Source organism: Allosphingosinicella sp. (genome assembly GCF_035626655.1).
Lineage (GTDB): Bacteria > Pseudomonadota > Alphaproteobacteria > Sphingomonadales > Sphingomonadaceae > Allosphingosinicella.
The window spans coordinates 87896-113522 of record NZ_DASPNF010000014.1; the positions used below are offsets into that span (position 1 = coordinate 87896).

The 25627-nt window shown below is 68.5% G+C and carries 28 protein-coding genes and 1 pseudogene; 12 read left to right on the forward strand and 17 right to left on the reverse strand.

Annotated features, from left to right (window positions below; translation table 11 throughout):
• Positions 1-7 precede the first annotated feature (7 nt).
• Both VEC11_RS13555 and VEC11_RS13560 read left to right on the forward strand, forming a co-directional pair.
• On the forward strand, positions 8-838 hold the full coding sequence (locus tag VEC11_RS13555) for a helix-turn-helix transcriptional regulator (RefSeq protein ID WP_464132258.1): 831 nt from the start codon (positions 8-10) through the stop codon (positions 836-838).
• 141 nt (positions 839-979) lie between these two features.
• Positions 980-2386, forward strand: a complete 1407-nt coding sequence (locus VEC11_RS13560) for a methyl-accepting chemotaxis protein (protein WP_464132260.1) — start codon at positions 980-982, stop codon at positions 2384-2386.
• Positions 2387-2404: 18 nt separating this feature from the next.
• On the opposite strand, the gene VEC11_RS13565 is transcribed toward VEC11_RS13560, so the two are convergent.
• From VEC11_RS13565 to VEC11_RS13580, 4 genes are all read right to left on the reverse strand, one after another.
• Positions 2405-3532, reverse strand: a complete 1128-nt coding sequence (locus tag VEC11_RS13565) for a hypothetical protein (protein ID WP_464132262.1) — start codon at positions 3530-3532, stop codon at positions 2405-2407.
• Positions 3533-3537: 5 nt separating this feature from the next.
• The gene (locus VEC11_RS13570; RefSeq protein WP_464132264.1) at positions 3538-4512 is read right to left on the reverse strand and encodes a hypothetical protein; all 975 of its coding nucleotides are present in this window, start codon (positions 4510-4512) and stop codon (positions 3538-3540) included.
• Between the two features lie 82 nt (positions 4513-4594).
• Positions 4595-5440, reverse strand: a complete 846-nt coding sequence (locus VEC11_RS13575) for an AAA family ATPase (protein ID WP_464132266.1) — start codon at positions 5438-5440, stop codon at positions 4595-4597.
• A gap of 152 nt (positions 5441-5592) precedes the next feature.
• Positions 5593-6252, reverse strand: a complete 660-nt coding sequence (locus tag VEC11_RS13580) for a DUF6975 family protein (protein ID WP_464132268.1) — start codon at positions 6250-6252, stop codon at positions 5593-5595.
• Positions 6253-6425: 173 nt separating this feature from the next.
• Here VEC11_RS13580 and VEC11_RS13585 point away from each other — a divergent pair, with 173 nt between their 5' ends.
• Positions 6426-7751 (forward strand): hypothetical protein, encoded by a 1326-nt coding sequence (locus VEC11_RS13585; protein WP_464132271.1) that lies wholly within the window; start codon positions 6426-6428, stop codon positions 7749-7751.
• A gap of 25 nt (positions 7752-7776) precedes the next feature.
• Here the strand turns inward: VEC11_RS13585 and VEC11_RS13590 are convergent, their stop codons facing one another.
• The 4 genes from VEC11_RS13590 to VEC11_RS13605 are packed head-to-tail and all read right to left on the reverse strand — an operon-like array spanning position 7777 to position 9828.
• Positions 7777-8013 (reverse strand): hypothetical protein, encoded by a 237-nt coding sequence (locus tag VEC11_RS13590; RefSeq protein ID WP_464132273.1) that lies wholly within the window; start codon positions 8011-8013, stop codon positions 7777-7779.
• Between the two features lie 2 nt (positions 8014-8015).
• Complete coding sequence (locus tag VEC11_RS13595) at positions 8016-8798, reverse strand: hypothetical protein (RefSeq protein ID WP_464132275.1); 783 nt, start codon at positions 8796-8798, stop codon at positions 8016-8018.
• 10 nt (positions 8799-8808) lie between these two features.
• On the reverse strand, positions 8809-9441 hold the full coding sequence (locus VEC11_RS13600) for a VanW family protein (RefSeq protein ID WP_464132277.1): 633 nt from the start codon (positions 9439-9441) through the stop codon (positions 8809-8811).
• A gap of 51 nt (positions 9442-9492) precedes the next feature.
• Positions 9493-9828, reverse strand: a complete 336-nt coding sequence (locus tag VEC11_RS13605) for a hypothetical protein (protein WP_464132279.1) — start codon at positions 9826-9828, stop codon at positions 9493-9495.
• A gap of 193 nt (positions 9829-10021) precedes the next feature.
• Between VEC11_RS13605 and VEC11_RS13610 the strand changes: the two genes are divergently transcribed.
• Positions 10022-10582: a VOC family protein gene (locus VEC11_RS13610; protein ID WP_464132281.1), complete on the forward strand. Its 561-nt coding sequence runs from the start codon at positions 10022-10024 to the stop codon at positions 10580-10582.
• A 176-nt stretch (positions 10583-10758) separates the two neighbouring features.
• On the opposite strand, the pseudogene VEC11_RS13615 reads toward VEC11_RS13610, so the two are convergent.
• Positions 10759-10857, reverse strand: a pseudogene (locus VEC11_RS13615) (sigma-70 family RNA polymerase sigma factor); the annotation flags it as partial.
• Positions 10858-11069: 212 nt separating this feature from the next.
• Between VEC11_RS13615 and VEC11_RS13620 the strand changes: the two are divergent.
• Positions 11070-11483, forward strand: a complete 414-nt coding sequence (locus VEC11_RS13620) for a hypothetical protein (protein WP_464132283.1) — start codon at positions 11070-11072, stop codon at positions 11481-11483.
• Positions 11484-11534: 51 nt separating this feature from the next.
• Here VEC11_RS13620 and rpoD read toward each other — a convergent pair whose 3' ends face one another.
• From rpoD to VEC11_RS13635, 3 genes are read right to left on the reverse strand one after another with little or no spacing between them, the layout of a single operon-like run.
• Positions 11535-13553: an RNA polymerase sigma factor RpoD gene (rpoD, locus tag VEC11_RS13625; protein ID WP_464132285.1), complete on the reverse strand. Its 2019-nt coding sequence runs from the start codon at positions 13551-13553 to the stop codon at positions 11535-11537.
• A gap of 26 nt (positions 13554-13579) precedes the next feature.
• Positions 13580-15445 (reverse strand): DNA primase, encoded by a 1866-nt coding sequence (gene dnaG / locus VEC11_RS13630; protein WP_464132288.1) that lies wholly within the window; start codon positions 15443-15445, stop codon positions 13580-13582.
• A gap of 16 nt (positions 15446-15461) precedes the next feature.
• Positions 15462-15917, reverse strand: a complete 456-nt coding sequence (locus VEC11_RS13635; protein WP_464132290.1) for a GatB/YqeY domain-containing protein — start codon at positions 15915-15917, stop codon at positions 15462-15464.
• Positions 15918-16055: 138 nt separating this feature from the next.
• Here VEC11_RS13635 and carA point away from each other — a divergent pair, with 138 nt between their 5' ends.
• The 6 genes from carA to VEC11_RS13665 all read left to right on the forward strand — a co-directional run bounded on the left by carA (position 16056) and on the right by VEC11_RS13665 (position 22807).
• A complete protein-coding gene (gene carA / locus VEC11_RS13640) occupies positions 16056-17246 on the forward strand; it encodes a glutamine-hydrolyzing carbamoyl-phosphate synthase small subunit (RefSeq protein ID WP_464132292.1) in 1191 nt (396 codons plus the stop codon).
• Positions 17243-17857: a hypothetical protein gene (locus VEC11_RS13645; protein ID WP_464132294.1), complete on the forward strand. Its 615-nt coding sequence runs from the start codon at positions 17243-17245 to the stop codon at positions 17855-17857. The genes carA and VEC11_RS13645 overlap by 4 nt, the downstream gene beginning before the upstream one ends.
• Positions 17858-17948: 91 nt before the next feature.
• The gene (locus VEC11_RS13650; protein WP_464132296.1) at positions 17949-18245 is read left to right on the forward strand and encodes a hypothetical protein; all 297 of its coding nucleotides are present in this window, start codon (positions 17949-17951) and stop codon (positions 18243-18245) included.
• Positions 18245-21580: a carbamoyl-phosphate synthase large subunit gene (gene carB, locus VEC11_RS13655; protein WP_464132298.1), complete on the forward strand. Its 3336-nt coding sequence runs from the start codon at positions 18245-18247 to the stop codon at positions 21578-21580. Before VEC11_RS13650 ends, carB begins: the two co-directional genes overlap by 1 nt.
• A gap of 82 nt (positions 21581-21662) precedes the next feature.
• Positions 21663-22142 carry a transcription elongation factor GreA gene (gene greA, locus VEC11_RS13660; protein WP_464132300.1) on the forward strand — a complete coding sequence of 160 codons (480 nt, stop codon included), beginning with the start codon at positions 21663-21665 and terminating at the stop codon, positions 22140-22142.
• Positions 22143-22159: 17 nt separating this feature from the next.
• Positions 22160-22807 (forward strand): rhomboid family intramembrane serine protease, encoded by a 648-nt coding sequence (locus tag VEC11_RS13665; RefSeq protein ID WP_464132302.1) that lies wholly within the window; start codon positions 22160-22162, stop codon positions 22805-22807.
• Positions 22808-22847: 40 nt separating this feature from the next.
• Here the strand turns inward: VEC11_RS13665 and VEC11_RS13670 are convergent, their stop codons facing one another.
• The 5 genes from VEC11_RS13670 to VEC11_RS13690 are packed head-to-tail and all read right to left on the reverse strand — an operon-like array spanning position 22848 to position 24754.
• Complete coding sequence (locus VEC11_RS13670) at positions 22848-23075, reverse strand: DUF4170 domain-containing protein (RefSeq protein WP_464132304.1); 228 nt, start codon at positions 23073-23075, stop codon at positions 22848-22850.
• 46 nt (positions 23076-23121) lie between these two features.
• Complete coding sequence (locus tag VEC11_RS13675) at positions 23122-23505, reverse strand: hypothetical protein (protein ID WP_464132305.1); 384 nt, start codon at positions 23503-23505, stop codon at positions 23122-23124.
• A 60-nt stretch (positions 23506-23565) separates the two neighbouring features.
• Entirely contained in the window at positions 23566-23874 is a 309-nt protein-coding gene (locus tag VEC11_RS13680) for a DUF3618 domain-containing protein (RefSeq protein ID WP_464132307.1), read from the reverse strand.
• Complete coding sequence (locus VEC11_RS13685) at positions 23871-24251, reverse strand: phage holin family protein (RefSeq protein ID WP_464132309.1); 381 nt, start codon at positions 24249-24251, stop codon at positions 23871-23873. The genes VEC11_RS13680 and VEC11_RS13685 overlap by 4 nt, the downstream gene beginning before the upstream one ends.
• 2 nt (positions 24252-24253) lie before the next feature.
• Positions 24254-24754, reverse strand: a complete 501-nt coding sequence (locus VEC11_RS13690; protein WP_464132311.1) for a hypothetical protein — start codon at positions 24752-24754, stop codon at positions 24254-24256.
• A gap of 159 nt (positions 24755-24913) precedes the next feature.
• Here VEC11_RS13690 and eno point away from each other — a divergent pair.
• Positions 24914-25627, forward strand: a 714-nt coding sequence (gene eno, locus VEC11_RS13695) for a phosphopyruvate hydratase (protein WP_464132313.1), incomplete at its 3' end; no start/stop codon positions are given.

Here is a 25627-nt window from a genome sequence, read left to right on the forward strand (position 1 = left end):
GGGCGCGATGCGACCCGAGAACGCCTTGTTCGTGCGATGCTCGCGAAAAGCCCGCGAGCGCGGTCTGTTCCTCCTCCAATATCATTGCAGCGCCGAGTCCGACCTGGGCTACAGGCGGCTGCCGCTGCCCTGGGTCAGCCTCGTCGTGACGTTCAGCGAGCCAGGCGACTGGCGATTGCCGGGCGGCAAATGGCAGGCTTTTCCCCGCATCGCCCTCCGCGGCGCTTCGACGACGTGGACCGAGGGCTGTGACCCGGCGGCGACGCGGGCCGAGTATTTCGTCGCTTTGCTCGAACCCTGGGCGATCGCGGGAATGTTCGGCATCCCTGCCGCCGAACTCCATAACCGGGTCGTCGATCTGGAACCGTTGTGGCGCGTCGAAGCCCGCAGGCTCTACGACCGGCTCTCGGGGCTCCGCGAGCCGGTCGCCGGGCTCGCCTTGCTGGAGGAGGCGATGATGCGGACCATCGCCGCCCGGCAGTCGGATCCGCTGGTGAGGGCCGGCCTCAACCTCTGCCGGCGGTCCGCCGGGGACGTGCGGCTTCCGCAGCTGGCGGACTCGCTCGATTGTTCGCGGCACAGGCTCAGAACCTCCTTCCAGCAGGAACTGGGGGTCAAGCCGAAGCGCTGGGCGCTTCTCGAACGCTTCGCCGCACGCGTGCGCGAGCTCCATCCCAGTTCGTGGGGCGCGAGGGACGAGCTGATCGAGCCGAGCTATGTGGATCAGGCGCACGGGATTCACGAATTCGTCCGCCATACCGGGATTACGCCGGGCCATTATCGCAGGCTGAAGCTGGATGGCGATCCGCGCATTTTCATCATCCCCGCGGAGCTATGAGCCGCGGGCGCGCCGCTCCTGTCGCGGTCAAGCTCGATTGAGGGGAGAGGTCCGGGCACGTGCCCTCCCGCATCCCATAGTTAACGCCGTTTCAACCAATTCGGCTTAGCCCATCCGTCACAACGAGAACGGGGACTCTCTGTGGCGAGCAGCGCGAGCGAGCGGACGGACGGCGAAGCGATCAACCAGGTGGCCCGCGATTGCGGGTCCCTGTCGATCGAATGCAGCGACGTCGCCGGCTATGTCGCGGGCGTCAACGAGCGCATCTCGCGCAACCTCAGGATGCTCGACGGCCTCGAGGAGGTCACCACCCGGCTGATGGCCGACCAGGCCCGCGTCGCCGATTCCACCGACGAGGCGCGCGTGCTCGCCGAACAGGCCCGGGCCAAGCTCGACCAGGGGCGGGCGGCGATCGAGGAGACGATCCGCATCTTCTCCGGCCTCACCGATCTCGTCGGCCATCTCGGCGAGCGCATGGCGGGCTTCACCGAGGCGATGACCCGCGTCCAGAGCGTCTCCTCGAGCATCGAATCGATCGCCAGCAAGACCAACATGCTGGCGCTGAACGCCACGATCGAGGCGGCGCGCGCCGGCGAGGCCGGGCGCAGCTTCGCGGTGGTCGCCGCGGAGGTGAAGAAGCTCGCCCACGATACCCGCGCCGCCACCGGCGAGATTGCGGGCACGATCGCCTCGCTGACCCGCGAGGCGGAGGCGGTGACCACCGAGATCAAGTCCGGCGTCGAGAAGAGCCGCGTCGCCAAGTCGACTTTCTCCACGATTAACGACACGGTGCGCGACGTCTCGGACATCGTCGCTCTGGTCGACCGCCAGACCGACGGCATCGCGCAGTCGACCAGCCACATCCAGGCCAGCGTCGACAGCGTGAAGAGCGGCCTCTCCAGCTTCGCCGCCGACGCGCGGGACAATGGCGGGCAGCTGCGCGAGACCCATGACCGGCTCACCAAGCTGGAACTGCTCTCCAACGAGATGCTCGACAAGCTCGCCTCGTCGGGCGTCCGCATCGACGACACGCCCTTCATCGAATATGCGCAGCGCGCCTGCGCGGAGATCCGCGACGTCATCGAGGCGGGGATCGCGCGCGGCGAGGTCAGCGTCGACGACGTGTTCGACACCGATTACATCGCCATGCCGGGCACCAATCCGATTCAGTATGAGGTGCGCTTCTGCGCCTTCGCCGACGCCTATGTCCGGCCGATCCTCGACCGGCTGATGCGGGACGAGCAAAGGCTGATCGCCACCGCGCTCACCGACATTAACGGCTATCTGCCGACGCACATCACCGAGCGCTCGCAGCCGCAGCGGCCGAACGATCCCGACTGGAATGCCGACCATTGCCGCAACCGCCGCAATTTCGTCGACGACATCACCCGGCGCGCGATCGCGAGCGAGAAGGAGGCGATGCTCTCCACCTATTCGATGGAGTTTTCGGGCGGCCATCTCGCGGTCAAGAATGTGTTCGTGCCGCTCTGGATCCAGGGCCGCCGCTGGGGCAATTTCGAGCTCGCCTATCGCGACGGGCTGCGCTGACGCGCCGGTCCCGGCCGGCTAGCGCCCGATCCCGAGATTGACGTCGCTGCCGCCGCCTGCCCGGTAGACGATCGACGCCCGTATCCGGCCGCCCTCGCGGTCGGTGCCCATGGCGACGTCCCTGAGCTGCGCGTCGGTCGGCACCGCATCATAGGCCCCGAGAATCGTCGTCTGTCCGATCTGGTGATGGACCAGCACGAAGCGCCTGCGCTGCCGGAAGCGCCGCTCCACCACTTCGAGCATCGTCCCGTTGTCGCCCCAGAGCGCGATCGCGATACTGTGCCTGATGTCATCCCCCGTCGCGACGTTCGGGTCGCGGAGCACCGGCGTCGGGCCGAGCGCATCGGGAATGCTATAGCCTTCCGACCGGCACCAGCCCGGCCCGACCCGCGCCGGCGGCGGCGGGGCGCTGCGTCCCTCCGCCACGTCGTCCTCGGACAGGAAGACCGCCATGATCGCATCTTCCATCGTGTCGGCATCCTCCGACGGCATCGGCCGGCCGGCCCGCTCGGGGGCGCGCTCGCAATTGCCGACAGCAATGGGCGTTGCCGCCGCCGGCATGACGCGGCCCTCGAAGCGGATGTCCCGGAGCAGGCTGTTCATCGCTTCCTCGACCTCGGCGCGGCGCGCTTCGGGGCCCGAGACCCGCAGCTTCACGATCCAGCGGCCGACCCGGAGGAACGCGGCGCTGCTCGCCAGCCGGTCCTGCCGGAAGCCGGCATAATCGGCGCGGATCGCGACGCCCTCGCGGCCGCCCGCGGCGGCGACGCTGCGGCGCAGCACCCTGAGCTCGGACCCCGACTGGAGATGGATCGCATGGTCGGTCATGAAGGCGGTGAGGGCGGCATCGGGCAAGGCCGGCGCGTAGATATAGACCGTGGCGAACACCGCCTGGTCCGCGGATGCGTAGAGCAGGGCATTGTCGAGCGCCTGGCCCTCCCGGCTCGCTTCCGCGGTCCGGCCGAAGCGGAGCGTGCCCAATGCGGCCGGCACGCTGATCCCGGCCAGGGTGAAGCGGATCCGGTCGCCGCTCCGGCTCCAGATATCGGCCTGCGTATAGGTGCGCGGCGGCGGCGCCTCGCTGGTCTGCGCGAGCGCCGGACCGGCGGCCGCAAGGCTCAGCGCGAGCAGCAGGGAACGGAGCATCCTTCTCAGCGCCCGTTGGCCTCGAGCCGGCTCTGCGGCTGGGCACGGCCGACCAGGACCTGAATGCCCGCCTCCAGCGCCGACTGGGGCGGGGGGACGTGATCGAAGATCTGGACAAGCCCGGTCATCCCCGGATTGACCGCGAAGGTGGCGGCGCCGTCGGCGTCCGGGAGGTCGATCGGATAGGCGGCGATGCCGATCCCGGCATCGCTGAGCAGGGCCGTCCAGCCGCGTCCGTCGCGCCGGTGGTAGAGCGTGCCGAGCTGGCTCGGCATGGGCGCCCGCGCCCGGCACCAGCCATCGGGATTGGCGGCGAGGCCGCCGCGGCCGCGCGCTTCCGCCGCCGCGAGCCGGAGCGCGGCGCCGGCGCCGGCATTGAGGTCGCTGCTGGTGAGCGCCCGGCCTGTGAAATTGCCGTCGTCGGGGCAGAGGCCCGGCACCCGCATCGGATGGGGCGCGGGGACGGTCCCCGGCAGCTGGATCGAGGCGAGCAGCCGGTCCATCTTCGCGCGCACCCCCGCCTGGTCCAGGTTGGCCGAGGTGATCCGCACCTTCACGATCCACTCGCCATATTGGGCCATTGCGACCGCGGTCGAGCGGAAGCGCCCGCCCGCGGGAAGCGCGATCTCCTCGCGCAGGCCGTTCGGGGCAGGGGAGGCGCCGAGCGTGAAGCTGCGCGGTTCGACCGCCGCCTCGCCCGAGCCGACATTGACGTTCATCGCGAGCCGCGTGCGCTCGAACCAGAGCGCGACGTTCGGCCAGGCCGAGCGGTAGACGTAGACGGTGACCGGCTCCTGCTCCGTGCCGAACTGGACGAAGACGTCGCCGCCCTCATGCCGTTCCGTCGCCCGGCCGAGCGAGAAGCCCTGCGGCAGATCGGGGACGTTGACCCCGCTCGGCCGGTGCCGCCAGCCCTCGGCCGCAGCCGCATTCGGCGCCAGCGCGGCCAGGGCCGCCGCCACGATCCAGACGATACGCATGCCCGCTCCCCTCCCCAGGACATTCAGGAGGCCAGCCTATAGGCGCAAGATTTTGGGAGCAATCGGCTTTTCAGCCGGGGCCTCAGTTGCCAGGGCGCCGGCTCATGAAGGCGAGGCGCTCGAACAGCATCACGTCCTGCTCGTTCTTGAGCAGGGCGCCGTGCAGCGGCGGGATCGCCCTGGCCGGGTCCCTGGACTGCAGCACGTCGAGCGGCAGATCCTCGTGCAGCAGCAATTTCAGCCAGTCGATCAGCTCGCTGGTCGATGGCTTCTTCTTGAGCCCGGGCACCTCGCGGACCTGGTAGAAGATGTCCATCGCCTTCTGCACCAGCAGCTTCTGGATACCCGGGAAGTGGACGTCGATGATCGCCTGCATCGTCTCGCGGTCGGGGAAGCGGATATAGTGGAAGAAGCAGCGCCTGAGGAACGCGTCGGGCAGCTCCTTCTCGTTGTTCGAGGTGATGACGACGATCGGCCTTTCCTTCGCCGCGATCGTCTCGTGCGTCTCGTAGACGTCGAACGACATGCGATCGAGCTCCTGGAGCAGGTCGTTCGGGAACTCGATGTCGGCCTTGTCGATCTCGTCGATCAGCAGGACCGGCAGCTCGGGCGAGGTGAACGCCTCCCAGAGCTTGCCCCGCTTGATATAGTTGCGGATGTCGTGGACGCGCTCGTCGCCGAGCTGGCCGTCGCGCAGCCGCGCCACCGCATCATATTCGTAGAGCCCCTGATGCGCCTTGGTCGTCGACTTGACGTGCCACTCGATCAGCGGCGCGCCGATCGCGGCGGCGATCTCATGGGCGAGGATGGTCTTGCCGGTGCCGGGCTCGCCCTTGACGAGCAAAGGCCGGCGCAGCGTCACCGCGGCATTGACCGCGACCTTCAGGTCCTCGGTCGCGACATAGGATTTGGTGCCTTCGAAGCGCATGGGGCCCGGCCTAGCGGTGGGGTGCAAGCGGCGCAACCTTCCCCGTCGTTTCCAGCGAACCGTCCCCGCCATTCCAGCGAAAGCTGGAATCTCCTTTCGCCTGGCAGGGTCGGCGCGGGCAGGGAGTTCCCGGATCAGGTCCGGGGTGACGATCAGCCCAGCCGCGCCTGCGCCCGGGCCTCGAGCAGGTCCCAAAGCGCGCGGTGCTGGAGGGCGAGCTGCTGCGCGCCGAACAGAAGCGCCCGCTCGCTGGCACCGGCCCCGTCGGCGACCATGCGCCAGACCTCTTCGTCGCCGAAGCCGTGCGGCGCCGTCTCGACGCCGAGCCGTCTCGCCGCCGCCTCGATCACGTTGCGGCGCACCGGCGCCCAGTCGCAGGCGAAGGCCAGGGCCGCGCCCAGAGCGGTGCCCCTGCGGTCGGACTGGGCGAGCGTCGCCAGCGCGCCGCGCTGCGCCTGGATCGCCGCCTCGCTGCCGCCGCCGCCCGGGGTTGACGGGATCGGCCCCGCCGCCACGGCGAGCCGGGTGAGCAGGGTGCGCTCCGCCGCCGCCGCGCCGGTCGCGGCGACCAGCCAGGACCGGCCTCCCGGCTCGACTGTGCGGGTCGCGGCATGGTCGACCACGCCGGGATGGCGCCCGTGCAGCGCGCAGAGCAGGTGGATCGCGTCGGCCAGGTTGCGCGACGCCTCGGGCCCCGCGAGCAGGGCCTCGCTGTGGAACCATGGATGGGTCGCGCTGCCATGCTGCGCGACGCAGTCGGCAAGCAGGCTGCCAGTCCTTACGCCCGCCGATTCGACCGAGAGTGAAGCCATCAACAAAACCTCCGGGCCCGCGCAGCGGCCTGTCTCGGGGCTGACATATATCAACCGGCGTAAAGAGGAGGTTTACGACCATTGCGGGGATGTCCCGCCCTGTCGCACTCCTCCGGCAATCATTTGCAGGCCCGCTACATTTGTGGCATGTGGGGCGGGCCCGCCCATTGCGCATGCTTTCCGGAAGGGAGGAAGCCATCGCCATCGATCGCCGCACGCTGCTATGCGCCGCCGGCCTTGCGGTCCTGCCGGCCGCACCGGTCCTGGCCCAGCCTGCCGTGCCGCCGACGCCGCCCGGACCCGACGAGCGGCGCACCGCAGCCCGGCAGCGGCTGCTCGAGGGGCTGCAGCGCGGCCGGCTGCCGCTCGCCCTGGAGGATGGCCGGCCCTCGGGAGCCGGCTGGGATTTCCTGCTCGGCGAGGCCGCCGCCGCGCGCTTCACTCTGTTCGGCGAGGTGCACGGGGTCGTCGAGACCGAGCGGCTGGCGGCCGCATTGTTCGAGGCGCTGATCCCGGCGGGCTATGGCGCGCTTGCCCTGGAGCTCGCGCCGACCGTCGCCCGGGACATGGCGGCGGCCGCGGGGCGCGGCGGGATCGCCGGCCTCCGTCGCTTCATGGCCGAAGCCGGCGTCGCGGGCGGCCTCTATGGCTGGCGCCAGGGCATGGAATTCTTCGTCCGGAGCGCCGCGGCGGCGCGCGGGATCTGGGGGCTCGACCGCGACCTGTTCAACGACCGCTATCTGATCGCGAAGCTCGCGCCCCGCGTGCCCGCCTCCGCCCGCGCCGCCTTCGAGCGCCTGCAGGCTGCGTCCACCGAATCCTGGGCCGCTCTCGCGCGAAGCCCCGATCCGAATCCGGACAACATGTTCAGCCTGTCCGCCGACCCGGCCCTGGCCGCCGCGGTCCGCGCCGCGTGGCCGCGCCCCGATCCGGAAAGCGGCCTCATCCTCGAGACGCTCGAGGAGAGCCTGGTGATCGGCTCCCTGTCGCACACGCGCCTCTACCAGTATCTTGAGCGCCGCGCCGCCCTCCACCGGAGCAACCTCCTTCGCAACCTCCGTGAGGCCCGCGCGCCGGGCCCGGTCCCGAGGGTGATGGTGAAATTCGGCCACAACCACCTGATCCGCGGCGCCAATTACTTCAACATCTTCGATCTCGGCGCGCTCGCCCCCGAGCTCGCGGCGCTCGAAGGCGGCCGCTCCTTCCATCTCCTCGTCCTGCCCGGGCCGGGCTCCAGCCTGGCGGTGCCGGGCCGCGACTTCGCCCCGACGCCCGTCGCCAGCGACGCTTATGACGAGCTTCGCGCGGGCGAGAACCGGCTCGACCGGGCGCTTGCCGGCACCGCTGCGACCGGCCACGAGGTCATCGATCTCAGACCCCTGCGCCCGCTCGCGGCGCGCGGCGCCGAGGCCCTGAACCCCGATCTGGTCCGCACTATCCACGGCTATGACGCGGCGCTGATCTGGCACCGTGCCCACGCCGAAACCGGATGGGATTGAACCTGCAGCGCCCGGCCGCGGCGGGCTAGCCCCGCCGGAAGTCCTCGAGCGGCCGCCACTCCCCCGGGTCCATCCCGCAGGCCGCCGTCGCATAGACCGCGACCCCGCTCGCCGCCGCCTGCAGCAGCCGTCGCGGCTGGGCGGTGAGCGCGGCGGGGTGGAGGATCGCGCCGATCCCGTCGAGGCAGTTCGGCCCGAAGCCGCGCCGCTCGATCGTCACCCCGGCCCAGGCCTCGGCCCCCTCGAGCATCGCCCCGAACACGATCAGCGGCTCCGGCAGGCCCCAGCCATTGCCCGCACCAGATCCGGCCGCTGCCGCGCGATGGTCGGCCCGAGAAAGGCGACCCTTTCCCCCGGCACGCGCGCCGTCGCCGCCGGCCGGTGCCAGGCCAGCAGCGCCGCCTGCGCCGGGAACAGGGCCGCGATCTCGTGATGCGGCGTGAAGATCCGCCGCGCCCGCGCCAGCAGCGCGCTCTCCCGCTCGACCAGCCCCGGGTCGGCGCGGAAATCCCCGATCGTTGCCGACGGCCCCATCGCCGCCGCGGCCTCGTCCAGCCGGCGATGGATCTCGGCGAGCGGATGGCGGCTCATCATGACGTCGAAGCTGCGCCCGCCCAGCACGCCCGCCTCGTCCAGCCAGGGCAAAAGGGTCTGCGCGACGACGAGATGGCTGCAGCGATAGTCGATCCGCCGCGCCAGCGCCCGCGCCACCCTGCGGTCGTGGACCAGATAGGCGCGCTGCCTTACCCCGCCCGGCGCCTTCGCCACCCGCCGCATGGCGAGATGCCGCCCGAGCGTCGCGAAGCCAGCCGGATGGCGCACCGCTCCGGGCCAGGCATAGCGCCCCGGCCGCGCGCCCCGGAGCCCGGGCGCCAGCAACTGGTCCTCCGGCCCGCGCATCGCGGCGACCATGCTCGCATATTCGGGCCAGACCTCGTCGAGCAGCCAGGCCGAGCGCGCCCCCGCCGGCGCCTCGATCCCGTGCCGCCGCTGCATCGCGCAGCCCGTCTCCCCGCAGCTCGTGCAGCTGCGCGGCGCCCCGATCACGACCGGCGGCTCATGCCAGCGCGTCCAGCCGGACGACGAGCGTGGTCTCGGTCAGCACCGCACCGATCCGCACCCGCCGCTCGCTGCGGAAGCGGAGGTCCACATAGTTCCAGAACACCGTCGCGTCGGTCGCGTCGTCGATGAAGAAGCCTTCGGGATGGACGCTGTGGCTGTGCCGCTCCACGATCTCCAGCCCCGCCCGGTGCGCGACCCGCGACAGCGCGTTGGTCAGCTGGCAGATGCCGCCGCCGACCGAGGGAATCATGCAGCCGAGCCTGAGCTCCCGCCCCGTCACATAGCCCTTCGCCCGCGTCGGCCGCCCCGCCGCCCGCCAGAAGCTGAACGTCTCGCCGGGCGCCAGCACCAGCCCGTCCACCGCCGCCGCCGCGACCCGCAGGTTCTGCACCTTGCCCAGCTCCAGCGCCCGCTCGCGCGGATCGGCGAGGCTGTAGAGCCGGTGCTCGTCATGAGCGAGCAGGCGCGCACCGGCGGGAAGGGCGGCCCGCTGCAGCCGCGGCGGCCCTGCGAGGAGGTTCTGCACCGTCCGCCTGAGGATCAGCAGCCGCGACTTCGCCCAGAAGACGAAGCGTCCGCGGGCGGCATGCGCCCGCCTGGGCTCCAGCGCGATCTCCCCTCCGGACATTGCGGAAGGGAAACAGAAAGGGCGGGCGGACGCAATAACCTGCCACGCGCCCTAATAGGACATCGTCATCCCGACCCAGGCGAACCAGCCCACCGGAATGGCGAGCAGGGCGCAGCCCCAGCCCGGCCGGTCCGCATCCTTGTCCTTCCGCCAGAAAAACGGCGCGACGAGCGCCAGCACGCAAAGCAGCAGCACGATCCCGCAAAGGATTCTGAGCAGCAGGACCCCCACGGCGTTCAACACCCCGCCCTGCGCCTCCAGCCAGGCATCGACGTCGCCCAGGTCGAAGCCGAGCAGCAGCCCGAGCAGAGCGAGGACGAGGCCGGTGACGAACAGGAAGGCCGCGAGCAGCACCCACGGCCCGAAGCGGGAAAGCAGTCGGAACATCGCCCGAGCAGGCGACGGTCCCCCGCTTATGTCAAGCTGCGCACCCGGTCCGCACCCGCGCCGGCACCGCCCGGCCCGCCCGCTTGGACATCGCCCCGCGCCGATGCTAGCCTCGTCTCCGCACGGCGGCCGGGGGGACGGCCGCGCGGCCCGTCAGCCTGGCTTATCTTCCTCGAAAGAACAGGAGCCCGCCATGGCCAGACCGGTCAAATTCGCCCATGTCGTCTACCAGACCCGTCGCTACGAGGCGATGATCGCCTGGTATCGGGACGTGTTCGAGGCCGAGATCGTCAACATGGACCCGGCGCTCGCCTTCCTCACCTATGACGACGAGCATCACCGCTTCGCCTTCGCCAATCTCGACCTGCTGAAGCCCGGCGGCGGCGGTCCCGACGAGCGCGGCCAGATCGGCGTCAACCACGTCGCCTACACTTACGCCAATGTCACCGACCTGCTCGGCACGTACGAGCGGCTGAAGGCGGCCGGCATCCACCCCTATTGGCCGGTCCACCACGGCACCACCTTGTCGCTCTACTACGTCGATCCCGACGGCAACCGCATGGAATTCCAGGTCGACGCCTGCAGCGCGGAGGAGGGGAGGGCGCTGCTCGCGGCGACGGACAATCCGGTGGGGGTGCTGTGGGACCCCGAGGCGCTGGTCGCGCGGCTGATGAGCGGGGAGCCGGAGGAGAGTCTGCTGGTGCAGCCGGTCGGCGAACCTTCGCCGATCCCGGCGGCGCATGGGATGACCTGAGATCAGGTATCCCATCCTCGTCATCCCGGACTTGATCCGGGATCCACCTCAAGCTGCAGCCTGGACCTAATGAGCAGGAGGCGTCCGACGAGCAAGTTGCGCAGTTGCGCGGCTTTTCCGATCGCGTTCTCTTCCATATCGAAACGCTGATTTCGGCATCCGGCTGCGGCGGCGCGTCACTGGTCGACGAACGAGCGCATCGTTCTGGACCGAGACGGGTGTTTGAGCTTGCGCAATGCCTTCGTGTCAAACTGCCTGGTCCGCTCCCTCGTGACCGGGATTGCTGCCCGACAGCTCGACAGCTCGACAGCTCGACAGCCCGACCGCCCGACCGCGTGATCGCCGTCACGCGTCGCGTCGCTGATCTCGGGTAGCGCTCGGTCGCGCCCCGATCGGCGAGAACTCGTCGCGCCCATCGAGGCGTCGACCTGATCGCAAGCCGGACCGGCGGCACAGGGTAACGAATTGACCGAAGAAGGGAGAGGCGATGATGAATATGAAGGTGGCGACCACCCTGCTGGCGGTGGTCCTGGTCGGCGGGTGCGCTCATGTCCCGCGCGACATGGTCGGGTTCTTCAACACCGAGGGATGCCCGCAAGGATGGGCCGCCGTCACCGGAGACTGGAACGGGCGCTATGTCGTGATGGGCAACGAGGGGCGTGGCCAGCTGGTAGGTGAGGCGCTTTCTCCAGGCGAGAACCGGGTAACCGGGGATCACGGTCATGCCGGCCGTCTTATCGATCGGCAGGGGCGTAGAGAGGACGCCTCTGCAGATGACGATAATGGTTGGTCTTACGCGGATGTGAACGTGGGTGCGGCGACACCCAGAAACCAGGGCGAGACGGTAAGACCCGGCACGAACGCCCCCTATGTCACGCTGAGGGCCTGCACGAGGAGCTAGCGCCGAATGCGAAGAAGGCGAATGCCGCGCATTCGCCTTCTCTGACTTGCCCTACTGATCGAGGAACGACCGCATCTTCCGCGACCGGCTCGGATGCTTCAGCTTCCGCAACGCCTTCGCCTCGATCTGCCGGATGCGCTCCCTCGTCACCGAGAACTGCTGCCCAACTTCCTCCAGCGTATGATCGGTGTTCATCCCGATCCCGAACCGCATCCGGAGCACGCGCTCCTCGCGCGGCGTCAGGCTGGCGAGCACCCGCGTCACCGTCTCCTTGAGGTTGGACTGGATCGCCGCGTCGACCGGGATCACCGCATTCTTGTCCTCGATGAAATCGCCGAGGTGCGAATCCTCCTCGTCGCCGATCGGCGTCTCGAGGCTGATCGGCTCCTTGGCGATCTTCATCACCTTGCGGACCTTCTCGAGCGGCATGGAGAGGCGCTCGGCCAGCTCCTCCGGGGTCGGCTCGCGGCCGATCTCGTGCAGGATCTGCCGGCTGGTGCGGACCAATTTGTTGATCGTCTCGATCATGTGCACCGGGATGCGGATGGTGCGGGCCTGGTCGGCGATCGAGCGGGTGATCGCCTGCCGGATCCACCAAGTCGCATAGGTGCTGAACTTGTAGCCGCGGCGATACTCGAATTTGTCGACCGCCTTCATCAGGCCGATATTGCCCTCCTGGATCAGGTCCAGGAACTGCAGGCCGCGGTTCGTGTATTTCTTGGCGATCGAGATGACGAGGCGCAGGTTCGCCTCCACCATCTCCTTCTTGGCGATGCGCGCCTCGCGCTCGCCCTTCTGGACCTGGTTCACGATCCGGCGGAACTCGGAAAGGCTCATGCCGGTCGCCTGGCTGATCTCGGCGATCTCGGTGCGGATGCGCTCGATCGCGCCGGCCTCGGCCGCGCAGAAGGCGGCGAACTTCTTGTCGATGCCGCAGACGCGCTCGGCCCAGCCCTCGTCCAGCTCATGGCCCATATAGGCGTCGAGGAAGGCCTTGCGCGGCACCTTGTGGCGCTCGGCGAGGCGCAGCATCTGGCCGCCGAGCGTGGTGAGCCGGCGGTTGTAGCTGTAGAGCTGGTCGACCAGATATTCGATCTTGGCGCCGTGGAACTGGACGCTCTCCACCTCGGCGGTGAGCTGCTCCGAGAGCTTCTGGTATTTCTTCTCGTCGTTCGCCGAGAATTCCTGCGCGCCGGACATGGCGTCCATCCGCGCCTGCTGCAGCTTCGAGAATTTCTTGTAGAGGTCGGTAATCGCCGCGAACTTCTCGAGCGCGGCGGGCTTCAGCGTCTCCTCCATCTGGGCGAGGGAGAGCGTGTTGTCCTCGTCATCGTCCTCGGTCGGGCGCGGGGCGCGCCGCTCGACCATCGAATCCTCGTCCTCCTCCTCGGGAGCCTCCTCGACCTCTTCCTCTTCCTTGAAGCTGGGGCCGGCGGTGCTTTCGGAAATGGCGCCGTCATCCTCATTCTCGGCGCCCTCGACCTGCTCGGCGGTCGGGCCCTTGGAGAGCATGGCCTCGAGGTCGAGGATCTCGCGCAGCTGCATCTGGCCGTTGTTGAGCGCGGTCGACCAGTCGATGATCGCGTTGAAGGTGATCGGGCTTTCGCAGAGGCCCCAGATCATCGTGTCGCGGCCGGCCTCGATGCGCTTGGCGATCGCGATCTCGCCCTCGCGGCTGAGCAGCTCGACCGCGCCCATCTCGCGCAGATACATGCGCACCGGATCGTCCGTGCGGTCGACGGTTTCCTTCTTCTTCTCGAGCACGAAGGTCTCGACGCCGCCGTCCATCTCCTCGGGGCCGCTGTCCTGGTCCTGCTCCTGGTCCTCGTCGGCCTCTTCGTTTTCCACAATGTTCACCCCCATTTCACTGAGGGCAGACATCACGTCCTCGATCTGCTCGGAGGACATCTGGTCCTGCGGCAGCGCGTCGTTCAGCTCGTCATAAGTGATGTAGCCGCGCTTGCGGGCGCGGCTGATCAGCTTCTTCAGCTGGGCCTCGTTGAGATCGATGAGCGGCGCGTCGCCGGTTTCGGTCTTCTCTTCGGTTTCCGCCGTATTCGTCTTCGCCATTTACCAGCCTTATCTCTTTGGGGCTCTTAGTCCCCGCCGGCCTCGAACAATGTCGCAAGCTGCCGGTCTGCCTCGTCGCGCGCCGTCCGTAGCCGTTGCTGCTCGTCGAACGCCGCTTCGTCCCCTTCATCCTTCAAACGCGCCGTGGCCGCTTCCAGTGCCGCGTCCAGCCCGGGTCGGGCCGCGAGCGTCTCTATGGCAAGAGCCAGATCGCGGCAGGCGCGGTCCGGCTCGACGTCACGTCGCGTGAAGGAAAATCCCAGTCCGCGTTTGCGGCCGAGCGTCTCCAGCAGAGACGCCCCGCCATTGTCGGCCAATATGGTATTGAGCGCCTCCGGATCAAGCGCGGCGTGCGTCATCGCCGCCTCCACCATCAAATCCCGCAAACGGGCGGCGGCAGTATCGCTTAAATGAAGCGAGGCGATCTGCTCGGCATGCTCGCCGATCAGGGCCGGGAAACGGGCGAGGCCGAGCAGGACGGCGCGGCTCAGCTCCGGGCTGAGGCCGGTCCGGCCGAGCGTCTTCGCCTCCGCGCTGGTGGGGCGAATCGCCGGGAAGCGGCCGCCACCCGGGCTCCCGCCCGCGAAGCCGCCCCTGCCGCCGCCGGGCGTCCAGGGCCGCCGCTCCCGCTGCGGCAGGGTGAGCGCCTGGAAACGGCCCATCAATTCGTGGCGATATTGCTCGCGCACGTCCGGGTCCTGGATGGTGGCGACATGGTCCATCAGCCGGCGCCTGAGGCCGGCCTTCTGCTCGGGCGTCGCCAGCGGCTCGGCGTCGCGCTCGTGCCGCCAGAGCCGGTCGACCAGGCTCTCCGGCGTCGCCAGCAGCGCCTCGAAGGCGGCGCGCCCGCCCGCGCGGACCAGGTCGTCCGGGTCCTGGCCCGCCGGCAGGGTGACGAAACTCAGCGAGCGGCCCGGCGCGACATAGGGGAGGGCCCTCAGCGCCGCGCGCACACCGGCTTTCTGCCCGGCCGCATCGCCGTCGAAGCACATGAGCGGGGCAGGGGAGAGCTTCCAGAGCAAGGCGAGCTGCGCCTCGGTGAGCGCGGTGCCGAGCGGCGCGACCGTCTCCGCGAACCCTACCCCGTCCAATGCGACAACATCCATCTGCCCTTCGACCACAATCACGCGCCTGAGCTGGCGGCTCGCGGGCCCGGCATTGTGCAGGTTGAACAGGGTCCGGCCCTTGTCGAACAGGGGGGTGTCCGGGGAGTTGAGATACTTGGGCTCCCCGTCGCCGAGGATTCGTCCCGAAAAGGCGATACAGCGCCCGCGCGCGTCCCGGATCGGAAACATCAACCGCCCGCGAAACCGGTCATAAGGTTCGCGGTCGTCCTCAGGTTTAATGAGGAGTCCGGTCTCTATCAGCTTGTCATTCCCGAATTTCTTCAGCGCACCCCTGAGCCTGCCTCGCCCATCCGGTGCCAGCCCGAACCCGAACCGTCGCCTGGTCTCCCCCCCGACTCCCCGCTGCTCCAGATAGTCACGCGCCGCGGCACCTTCGCCAACATCCAGCTGCTCCGCGAACCACGAAGCCGCCGCCTCCATCACCTCGTAGAGCCCCGCTGCCCGCTCTGCCTTCTCCTGCGCCCGCGGGTCCGGCGCCGGCACCTCCATCCCCGCCGCATCCGCCAGCTCCTTCACCGCATCCATGAAGGGCAGGCCGCGCTGGTCGGTCAGCCAGCGGATCGCGTCGCCATGCGCCTGGCAGCCGAAGCAATGATAAAAGCCCTTCTCGTCATTGACATAGAAGCTCGGTGTCTTCTCGTTGTGGAACGGGCAGCAGGCCTTGAACTCCCGCCCCGCCCGCGTGAGCTTCACCGTCCGCCCGACGAGGCTGGACAAAGTCGTCCGGGCGCGCAGCTCGTCGAGAAACTGAGGAGAAAGGGTCACCGGCCGCCGGCTCCCCTCATGCCGAAAGCCGCGCCTTCACCGCGCCGCTGGCCTTGCCCATGTCCACCTCGCCGGCGTGACGCTCCCTGAGCAGCGCCATCACCCGGCCCATGTCCTTGACGCTCTCCGCCCCGGTCTCGCCCACTATCGCATCCACCGCGGCGGCGAGCTCGGCATCGTCCAGCTGGCGGGGGAGGAAGGTCTCGATCACCGCAACTTCCGCGGCTTCGGCCTCGGCCAGCTCCTTGCGGCCGCCCTGCTCGTACATGGCGATCGATTCCCGGCGCTGCTTCACCATCTTCTGCAGCACCTCGGTGACGAGCACGTCGTCCTCCGGCGGGTTGGCCGACCCGCGCAGCTCGATGTCGCGGTTCTTCAGCGCCGCCTGGATCAGGCGGATCGCGTCGCGCTTTGCAGTGTCGCCGGCCTTCATGGCGCCGACCAGCGCCTGTTTGATGTCATCGCGAATCATGAGCCCTCGGGGCATGAAAAGGGAAACCGCCAGCATAAAGAACCGGCCCGGCTTTTAATAGATTGACGCTCCCCGGTGCGGGCTCTAGCGGCAGGGACTTAGCGACATCGCGAAACCCGAGAAGGAGTGCCCGCCACGATGGCCGACGCCACGACCACGCCTGCGCCTGAAGGGGCCACGGGCGTATTGGTTCTCAGCGACGGCAGCATCATCTGGGGCAGAGGCTTCGGCGCCGAAGGCGAGGCGGTCGGCGAGGTCTGCTTCAACACCGCGATGACCGGCTATCAGGAGATCATGACCGATCCCTCCTATGCCGGGCAGATCGTCACTTTCACCTTCCCGCATATCGGCAATGTCGGCGCCAATTACGAGGACCTGGAGGCGGACAATCCGTTCGCCCTGGGCTGCGTCGTGCGGCAGGACGTCACCGCGCCGAGCAACTTCCGGGCGGTGCAGACCTTCGTCGACTGGATGCGCGCGAACGGGCGGGTTGGCCTCTCCGGCGTCGACACGCGAGCCCTGACCCGCAAGATCCGGACGGAGGGCGCGCCCAATGGCGTGATCGCCTATCGCGAGGACGGGGGGTTCGACGTTCCGGCGCTGCTCGAGAAGGCCCGCGCCTGGCCGGGGCTGGAGGGGATGGACCTGGCGAAGGAGGTCTCCTGCCGGCAGATGTACCGCTGGGCGGGCGGCAAGTGGCGGCTTGGCGAGGGCTATGAGGAACGGGAGCATGACGAGCAGCTCCCCCATGTCGTCGCCATCGATTACGGCTCCAAGCGCAACATCTTCCGCAACCTCGCCGATGCCGGCGCGCGGGTGACCGTGCTCCCCGCCACCGCCAGCTTCGACGAGGTGATGGCGCACCAGCCGGACGGCTTCTTCCTCTCCAACGGCCCCGGCGATCCCGCCGCGACGGGCGACTATGCGGTGCCCGTCATCCGCTCGATGCTGGAGACGGGCAAGCCGCTCTTCGGGATCTGCCTCGGCCACCAATTGCTGGGCCTTGCCGTCGGCGGCCGCACGGTGAAGATGCACCAGGGCCATCGCGGCGCCAACCATCCGGTCAAGCGCCTCGCCGATGGCCGCGTCGAGATCACCAGCATGAACCACGGTTTCGCGGTCGAGGCGGAGAGCCTGCCGGAGAATGCGCGGCCGACCCATGTGAGCCTGTTCGACGGCAGCCTGTGCGGGCTGGAGCTGACCGACCGGCCTGCGTTCAGCGTGCAATATCATCCGGAGGCGAGCCCGGGGCCGCAGGACAGCCAGTATCTGTTCGGCAAGTTCGTCGGGCTGCTGCCGGCAGGTTCCCCTGCGAAGGCGCCCCGATGAGAGAGCCTGTGCCCGAACTGGACTGGTCCGCGCTCGCCACCGATTATTTCGAGCCCGTCTGCCGGGCGACATTCGACGCCTATTTCGAGCGGCAAGGCTTCAGGCTCGTAAAGAGTGACGCCACCGCCGTGCGCTATGGCTGCAAGCCCTGCTGGCTCGAGCTTCACCACTATGTCGAAGACGCGCCCCGCTTTTCGCCGATGCTGACCATCGGTTTGACCCGGCGTTGGAGTTTGACCCAGAGCCTCCTGAGGATGTTCCGGCGCGGTCCTCGCCCGCCTGCCATCCCTGCCGGCTTCGACAGTATCGGTCTTTGGTACGCGATCCCGGAATCCGAAGTGCAGGCGCGATACGAGCTCTGGCTCTTTTCCTCGCGCGACGAGCTGGAGGCGATCGGTCCGAGGCTGCGCGACGACATTGTCGACGTCTATGCGCGGCCGCTCTGGACCGATCCGGACCGATTGGCGACGCTGATCGTCGATCGCTACAGATCCTATCTGGAAGAACGGGAGCGCGACCGCCAGCCCCCCGATCCGCGCAAGGGTTTCGCCTTCCTTCATCAGCGCGAGGAGGAAATTCGCCGCGCCGCGCAATCGGCGCAGGACAAATGAGGGGCGGGGTGTTCAGCCGGCACCATCATCCGCGGGCGATCGGGCCCGGGGGACAGCCTGTGCCTGGCCGGCAAATTCATGGGCACTTCCGGTGAGTCGAGCATGGCTGACCATCGCGGCGACCGGGCTGATGCTGGGCGCCTGTGAGACGACGGAAGAGCGCCTGATCCGCGGCGCCGCCGAAGAGGAGGCCAATGCGGAGCTCCTCGTCAATTGCGAGCTGACGGGCGCCACCCTGACCGGTTCGCCCAGGCGCTATCGACTCGCTTTGCCGACTGCCGCCTATGCTGCGCGCGACCAGGCGCCCATTGCGGGGCGCATCGCCTGCATGACCCATTGGGCGCGCGAGCACGGCGTGACCCTGACCATTGTGGAAGCCCGCGACTGATGCCCAAGCGTACCGACATCTCCTCCATCCTCATCATCGGCGCCGGCCCGATCGTCATCGGGCAGGCGGCGGAGTTCGATTATTCCGGCAGCCAGGCGGTCAAGGCGCTGAAGGAGGAGGGCTATCGGGTCATCGTCGTCAACTCCAACCCAGCGACGATCATGACCGATCCGGAGACCGCCGACGCGACCTATGTCGAGCCGGTTACGCCGGCCTATGTCGCCGAGATCATCGCGAAGGAGCGGCCGGACGCGGTGCTGCCGACCATGGGCGGGCAGACCGGGCTCAACACCGCGCTCGCGCTCTACAAGGACGGGACGCTCGACAAGTACGGCGTGAAGCTGATCGGCGCCGACGCCGAGGCGATCGAGAAGGCGGAGGACCGGCTCAAGTTCCGCGAGGCGATGGACCGGATCGGGCTCGAAAGCCCGCGCAGCCGGATCGCCCATAGTATGGATGACGCCATGGCGGCACTGGAGCATGTCGGCCTGCCCGCCATCATCCGCCCCAGCTTCACCCTCGGCGGGACGGGCGGCGGCATTGCCTATAATCGTGAGGAGTTCGAGGAGATCGTCCGCGGCGGGCTGGAGGCCTCGCCGACCACCGAGGTGCTGATCGAGGAATCGGTGCTCGGCTGGAAGGAATATGAGATGGAGGTCGTGCGGGACCGCAACGACAATGCCATCATCATCTGCTCGATCGAGAATGTGGACCCGATGGGGATCCATACCGGGGATTCGATCACGGTCGCACCGGCGCTGACCCTGACCGACAAGGAATATCAGCTCATGCGCAACGCGAGTATCGCGGTGCTGCGTGAAATCGGCGTCGAAACAGGTGGTTCCAACGTCCAGTTCGCAGTGAATCCCAAGGATGGCCGGCTCGTCGTCATCGAGATGAACCCGCGGGTCAGCCGCAGCTCCGCGCTCGCCTCCAAGGCCACGGGCTTCCCGATCGCCAAGGTCGCTGCCAAGCTCGCCGTCGGCTACACGCTCGACGAGATCCAGAACGACATTACCGGCGTCACCCCGGCCTCGTTCGAGCCGACGATCGACTATGTCGTCACCAAGATCCCGCGCTTCGCCTTCGAGAAGTTCAAGGAAAGCCAGGCCTTGCTCTCGACCGCGATGAAATCGGTCGGCGAAGTGATGGCGATCGGCCGCTCGTTCCACGAAAGCCTGCAGAAAGCGCTGCGCGGGCTGGAGACGGGCCTCAACGGCCTTGACGGGGTCCGCAGCCTCTATGGCGCCGCGAAGGAGGATATCGAGGCCGCGCTGGCCGTGCCGTCGCCGGACCGGCTGCTCGTCGCCGCCCAGGCGTTGCGCGAGGGGCTGAGCGTCGCCGAGGTCCATGCGGTCACGAAATATGATCCCTGGTTCCTCGAGCGGCTCCGCGAGCTGGTCGAGGAGGAGGAAGCGATCTGCCGCGACGGCCTGCCCGCCGATGCGCAGGGGATGCGCCGCCTGAAGGCGATGGGCTTTTCCGATCGCCGCCTGGCCGAGCTCAACCTCAAGTCGGCGAACATCGCCGGCGGCGGGGTCAAGACCCGTGCGCGCTCCCACGGCCTGATTCACGATGCGGTGAAGGCGATGATCGGCGCGACCACGGAGACGGAGGTCCGCCGCCTGCGCCACCGGCTCGGCGTCCGCCCGGTGTTCAAGCGGATCGACACCTGCGCCGCCGAGTTCGAGGCGAAGACGCCCTATATGTACTCGACCTACGAGGCGCCGAGCTTTGGGGAACCCGAGGACGAGAGCCAGCCCTCCGACCGGAAGAAGGTCGTTATCCTCGGCGGCGGCCCGAACCGGATCGGCCAGGGGATCGAGTTCGACTATTGCTGCGTCCACGCCGCCTACGCGCTGAAGGAGGCGGGCTTCGAGACCGTGATGGTCAATTGCAATCCGGAGACGGTCTCCACCGATTACGACACCTCCGACCGCCTCTATTTCGAGCCGCTCACTGTGGAGGACGTGCTCGAGATCCTCCATGTCGAGGCGTCCAGGGGCACGCTCCACGGCGTCATCGTCCAGTTCGGCGGGCAGACGCCGCTGAAACTGGCGCAGGCGCTGGCCGAGGAAGGCATCCCGATTCTCGGCACCTCGCCCGACGCGATCGACCTGGCCGAGGACCGCGAGCGCTTCGCCCGGCTCGTCGACCGGCTCGGGCTGCGCCAGCCCCTCAACGGCATCGCCCGCAGCCGCGACGAGGCGATCATGGTGGCCGAGCGGATCGGCTATCCGGTGCTGACCCGGCCCTCCTACGTGCTCGGCGGCCGGGCGATGGAGATCGTCGATTCCCCGGTCCAGCTCGACGATTACATCCACACCGCGGTGCAGGTGTCGGGCGACAGCCCCGTGCTCATCGACCAATATCTCCGTGACGCGATCGAGGTCGACGTCGACGCGATCTGCGACGGCAGCGACGTCGTCATCGCCGGCGTGATGCAGCATATCGAGGAAGCGGGCGTCCATTCGGGCGACAGCGCCTGCTCGCTGCCGCCCTACAGCCTCGAGCCGGCGATCGTCGCCGAGATCGAGCGGCAGACGCGCCTGCTGGCCGAAGGCCTGGGCGTGATCGGGCTGATGAACGTGCAGTTCGCGGTGAAGGAAGGCGTCGTCTATCTGATCGAGGTCAATCCGCGCGCCAGCCGCACCGTGCCCTTCGTCGCCAAGGCGATCGGCGCGCCGGTCGCCAAGCTCGCCGCCCGCGTGATGGCGGGCGAGAAATTGAAGGACCTGCCGGCGCTCGGCCGCGACCTTTCCTATATCGCGGTCAAGGAGGCCGTCTTCCCATTCGCCCGCTTCCCCGGCATCGACCCAGTCCTCTCGCCGGAAATGAAATCCACTGGCGAAGTCATGGGAATCGCAAGCGATTTCGCCACAGCCTTTCTCAAGTCGCAACAGGGCGCCGGGCTCGACCTGCCGACCTCGGGTACTCTGTTCGTTTCCGTCAAGGACAGCGACAAGCCGATCGTCGTGCCCGCCGTCGAGGCGCTGCTCGCCTTGGGCTTCGACGTGATCGCGACGGGCGGCACCGCCAGCTATCTGGCCGGTCGCGGCCTGCCGGTCGAGCGGGTGAACAAGGTGGCGCAGGGCCGGCCGCACATCGTCGACCGGATCAAGGACAATGGCGTCGACATCGTCTTCAACACCACCGAGGGCTGGCAGAGCCACAAGGATTCCGCCTCGATCCGCGCTGCCGCCCTGATGGGCAAGGTTCCCTATTTCACCACGGCCTCCTCCGCCAACGCGGTGGCGAGGGCAATCGCGGTGCTCAGGGAGCGCGGCCTTGAAGTGCGCTCGCTCCAGGACTATTATTCCACCTCCGGAGCATGATCCTTCCACAATCGGCGAAAGATCAGGCGGTGCTCTCGCAGCGTCGCTCCGGGAATGTTTTTGAAGTGAAAGGCATCGTTGAATGGCGACGGTCGATAAATTGCCGATGCTGGCCGAGGGCTATGAGAAGCTCCAGACCGACGTGCGGCACCTGAAGACGGTCGAGCGCCCCGCGGTGATCGACGCGATCGAGGAAGCGCGCGCCCATGGCGACCTCTCGGAAAATGCCGAATATCATGCCGCCAAGGAGCGGCAGGGCCAGATCGAGGCGCAGATCGCCGATCTCGAGGACCGGCTGAGCCGGGCGATGGTGATCGACCCGACGACGCTCTCGGGCGACAAGGTCATCTTCGGCGCCACCGTCCATCTGATCGACGAGAATGACAACAAGATCAAATATCAGATCGTCGGCGAGACCGAGGCGGACGCCAAGGTCGGCCGCATCTCCTATGCCTCGCCGCTCGGCCGGGCGCTGATCGGCCGGATGAAGGGCGAGGAGGTGGAGTTCTCGGCCCCGTCCGGCGACAAATATTACGAGATCAGCAAGATCCAGTTCGTCTAGATCGCGCGGAAGCGGCCATGCGCCTGCCCGACACCTGGAGCAAAGCTCCCCTGACCGCCGTGCTGACGATCGCGACGGTCGGCGCCTGGCTGCTCGCCGCCCTGTTCCAGCAGGAATATTGGGCGGCGGACATGTTCGGCTTCTGGCCGGCAAACCCGGCGCCGGGACCGGTTCCGGTCTGGCTGCAGCCGCTGACGGCGACGCTGGTCCATGCCGGTCTCGGCCACCTCCTGTTCAACATCATCGTGCTGGTTTTCTGCGGCCGTCCCGTCGAGTCCGTGCTCGGCACGCCCGCGCTGGCGGTCCTCTACGTCCTCGGCGCCTATGCGGCGGCCGGTGCGCAATATCTGGCCAATCCGCTGGCCATCGCGCCGATGATCGGGGCGAGCGGCGCGATCTCGGCCGTGCTCGGCGCCTATGCGATGCTGTTCGGCCGCAACAAGGTGAAGGTGTCCAGCCCGACGCTCGCGCTCTGGCTCAACGCGCTCTGGCTGATGGCCGCCTGGGTGGTGCTGCAGATCTGCCTCGGCGTCGCTTTGAGCGGCGCGACCTTCGTCACCGGCGGCGAAGGGGTGACGATCGCCGTCGCCGCCCATATCGGCGGTTTTGCCGTCGGCCTGCTGCTGGCGAACCCGCTGCTGCTGTTCAAATATCGTAAGGCCTGACGCGAAAAACCGTCATTCCGGCCAAAGCTGGAATGACGAACTAGGCCTTCGCCGCTTCCTCGGCCGCCGGATCGAGCAGCCGGTGCAGGTGGACGACGACATATTTCATCTCGGCATCGTCGACCGTGCGCTGCGCCTTGCCGCGCCAGGCGTCGAGCGCGCTCGCATAATCGGGGTAGAGGCCGACCATGTCGATCGTGGCCAGGTCGAAGTCGAGGCCGCGCGGATCCTTGACCCGCCCGCCGAACACGAAATGCAATTTGCTCATGGGCGAGGGCGGTAGGAGGGAAGCGAGCGGCGCGCAAGCACGCCCGTCAGTCCTTCTTGCCGCCCGCCAGGCTGGACACCGCCTCGCTGACCGTCTCGGCTGCCCTGGACTTGAGCTGGTCTAGCTGCTCGCGGCCGGCATCGATGCCGCGCTGGGCGGCATCCTTGGCCGCGCCGGCGACCTTGCGGCCGGCCTTGCCCATCAGCTTCGTCTCGCGCTCGGTCCGCGGGATCATCGCGCCGGCCAGGGCGCCGAGCAGGAAGCCGCCGACCACGGCGCTCAGCGGATAGATGCTGAGCTGCTCGTTCGCCTTGCGGGTCGCGTCCGAGGCGCGGTTGCGCGCCGCCTCATAGGCGGATGCCGTCCGGTCGCGCGCTGCGGCGAGTGCGCTGGCTGCCTTGCCCCGGGGCGCGTCGCTGTCTTCGGCCATGTCCAAATCGTCCTTCCTGCATACTGGCGCGGGCGCGAGATCGCCCGCACGATCAAACCCTCAATCCCCGTCCCGGTTTCCCTTGCGCTTGCGGCGCGAGACGACTTTCGTCGCAGCCCGGCCGATCGGCTTGCGCGCCAGGAACAGCGCCAGCCCGCCCAGCACCAGGGCCACCGTCCTCGGCCGCTGCTTCACCGCGTCGACGGCGTTGCCCGCCGCTTCGGCGGTCTTGTCCTTGACCCCGGTCCAGGCCTCGTTGGCAAGGTTGCCGGGCTTGAGCCGCGAGCGTGCCTCGTCGAGCGTGTCCAGGAAGCGCGCGCGGGCGGCGACCGCGTCGCTCTTCGCCTGCTGGAGCATCTCGATGCTCATGCCTGGTCGTCCCCGCGCGCGAGCGCCTCGCGCTCCGCCTCGTCGCCGCCGAGGGCGCGGAGCCCGCTAATGCCGATGCGGACGAGGACGAAGCCGGTGAGGATCAAGGCCGCGGCGACCGCCAGGCCGGCGAGCAGCGGCCCGATCAGGGTCGCCAGCCACAGCACCAGGCCGAGCAGCAAGGCGGTGATCGACGAGATCAGCAGCACCGCGCCGATGGCCAGCGCGATCAGGCCGCTGCGCGCGCGCGCCGCCCGGCGCGCTGCGATCGCCCTGTAGACGGAGAGTTCCGCCTTCACATAAGCGCGGCCGTCATCGGCCAGCCGGCCGAGCAGCTCGCCGATCGATTCGTCTTTCGGTTCCCCCGCGTCGGCCAAGCTCAGGCTCCGTCGTTCGCCGCTTCGCGGCCTCCCGACACGTCGTCGAGCCCCGTCCTGATCAGCCGCACGAGCATGAAGCCGGCGACCGCGGCGATGCCGATCGCGATGCCGGGGCTCTTGCGGACGAAGTCGCGCGTGTCGTCGAGGATGTCGTCGACCGTCTTGCTGCGGATCCGCTCGGCGAAATCCGAGACGGCGGAGGAGGCGCGATGGGCATAGTCTCCATAATCATTGCCGAACTTGCGGTCGACCGCCTGCGCCGCCTCGTCGATCACCTCGCTGAAATCGTCGAGCAGGCTCGTCGCCCGCGCCTTGCCGTCGTCGGCGAAGCCGCGCGCCCGGCTCGTCGCCTGGCTCCTGATGCTGGTGACCTGCTCGCGCACCTGGCCGACCAGTTTCTCCCTGGTCGAGGCGAAGCCGCCCGCGCCTTCATCCTCGGCTGAGGCGCCGCGCACGACATGATCGGTGCCTTCGGGCAGGGCGGGCTTGCGAGGGGGCATGGTGAATCTCCACTTCGTTACGTCACTGGCATCGTACAAGCCCAAACACCCGCCCCGTACCTCCCGTTCCCGGGCGAGGCGAGGAAAGTTGCATGAGCTTCGGCGGGCCGATATCTGCCCGGCAACATCTTCCATATCTCATAACGAGGCCGCAAGAAAATGACCGCGATCATCCATGTCCATGGCCGCCAGATCCTCGACAGCCGCGGCAATCCGACCGTCGAGGTGGAGGTGTTGCTGGAGGATGGCAGCCTCGGCCGCGCCGCGGTGCCGTCCGGCGCCTCCACAGGCGCGCACGAGGCGGTCGAGAAGAGGGACGGGGACAAGACGCGCTGGCTCGGCAAGGGCGTCGGCCAGGCCGTGGAGGCCGTGAACGGCGAAATCGCGCAGGCGGTGATCGGGATGGAGGCCGAGGACCAGGCCGAGATCGACGCGGCCCTGATCGCCCTCGACGGCACAGAGAACAAGTCGCGGCTCGGCGCCAATGCGATCCTCGGCGTCAGCCTCGCCGTGGCGAAGGCGGCGGCCGATGCGCGCGGCCTGCCGCTCTACCGCTATGTCGGCGGCGTCTCGGCGCAGACCCTGCCGGTGCCGATGATGAACATCCTGAACGGCGGCGCCCATGCCGACAATCCGATCGACTTCCAGGAGTTCATGGTCCTGCCCTGGGCCGCTCCTTCCTGCGCCGAAGCCATCCGCTGGGGCGCCGAAGTCTTCCATGCGCTCCGCGCCGAGCTGAAGAAGGCCGGCCACAACACCAATGTCGGCGACGAGGGCGGCTTCGCCCCCAACATCGCCAGCGCCGAGAAGGCGCTCGAGTTCGTGGTGAAGTCGATCGAGAAGGCCGGCTTCAAGCCGGGCGAGGAGATCGCG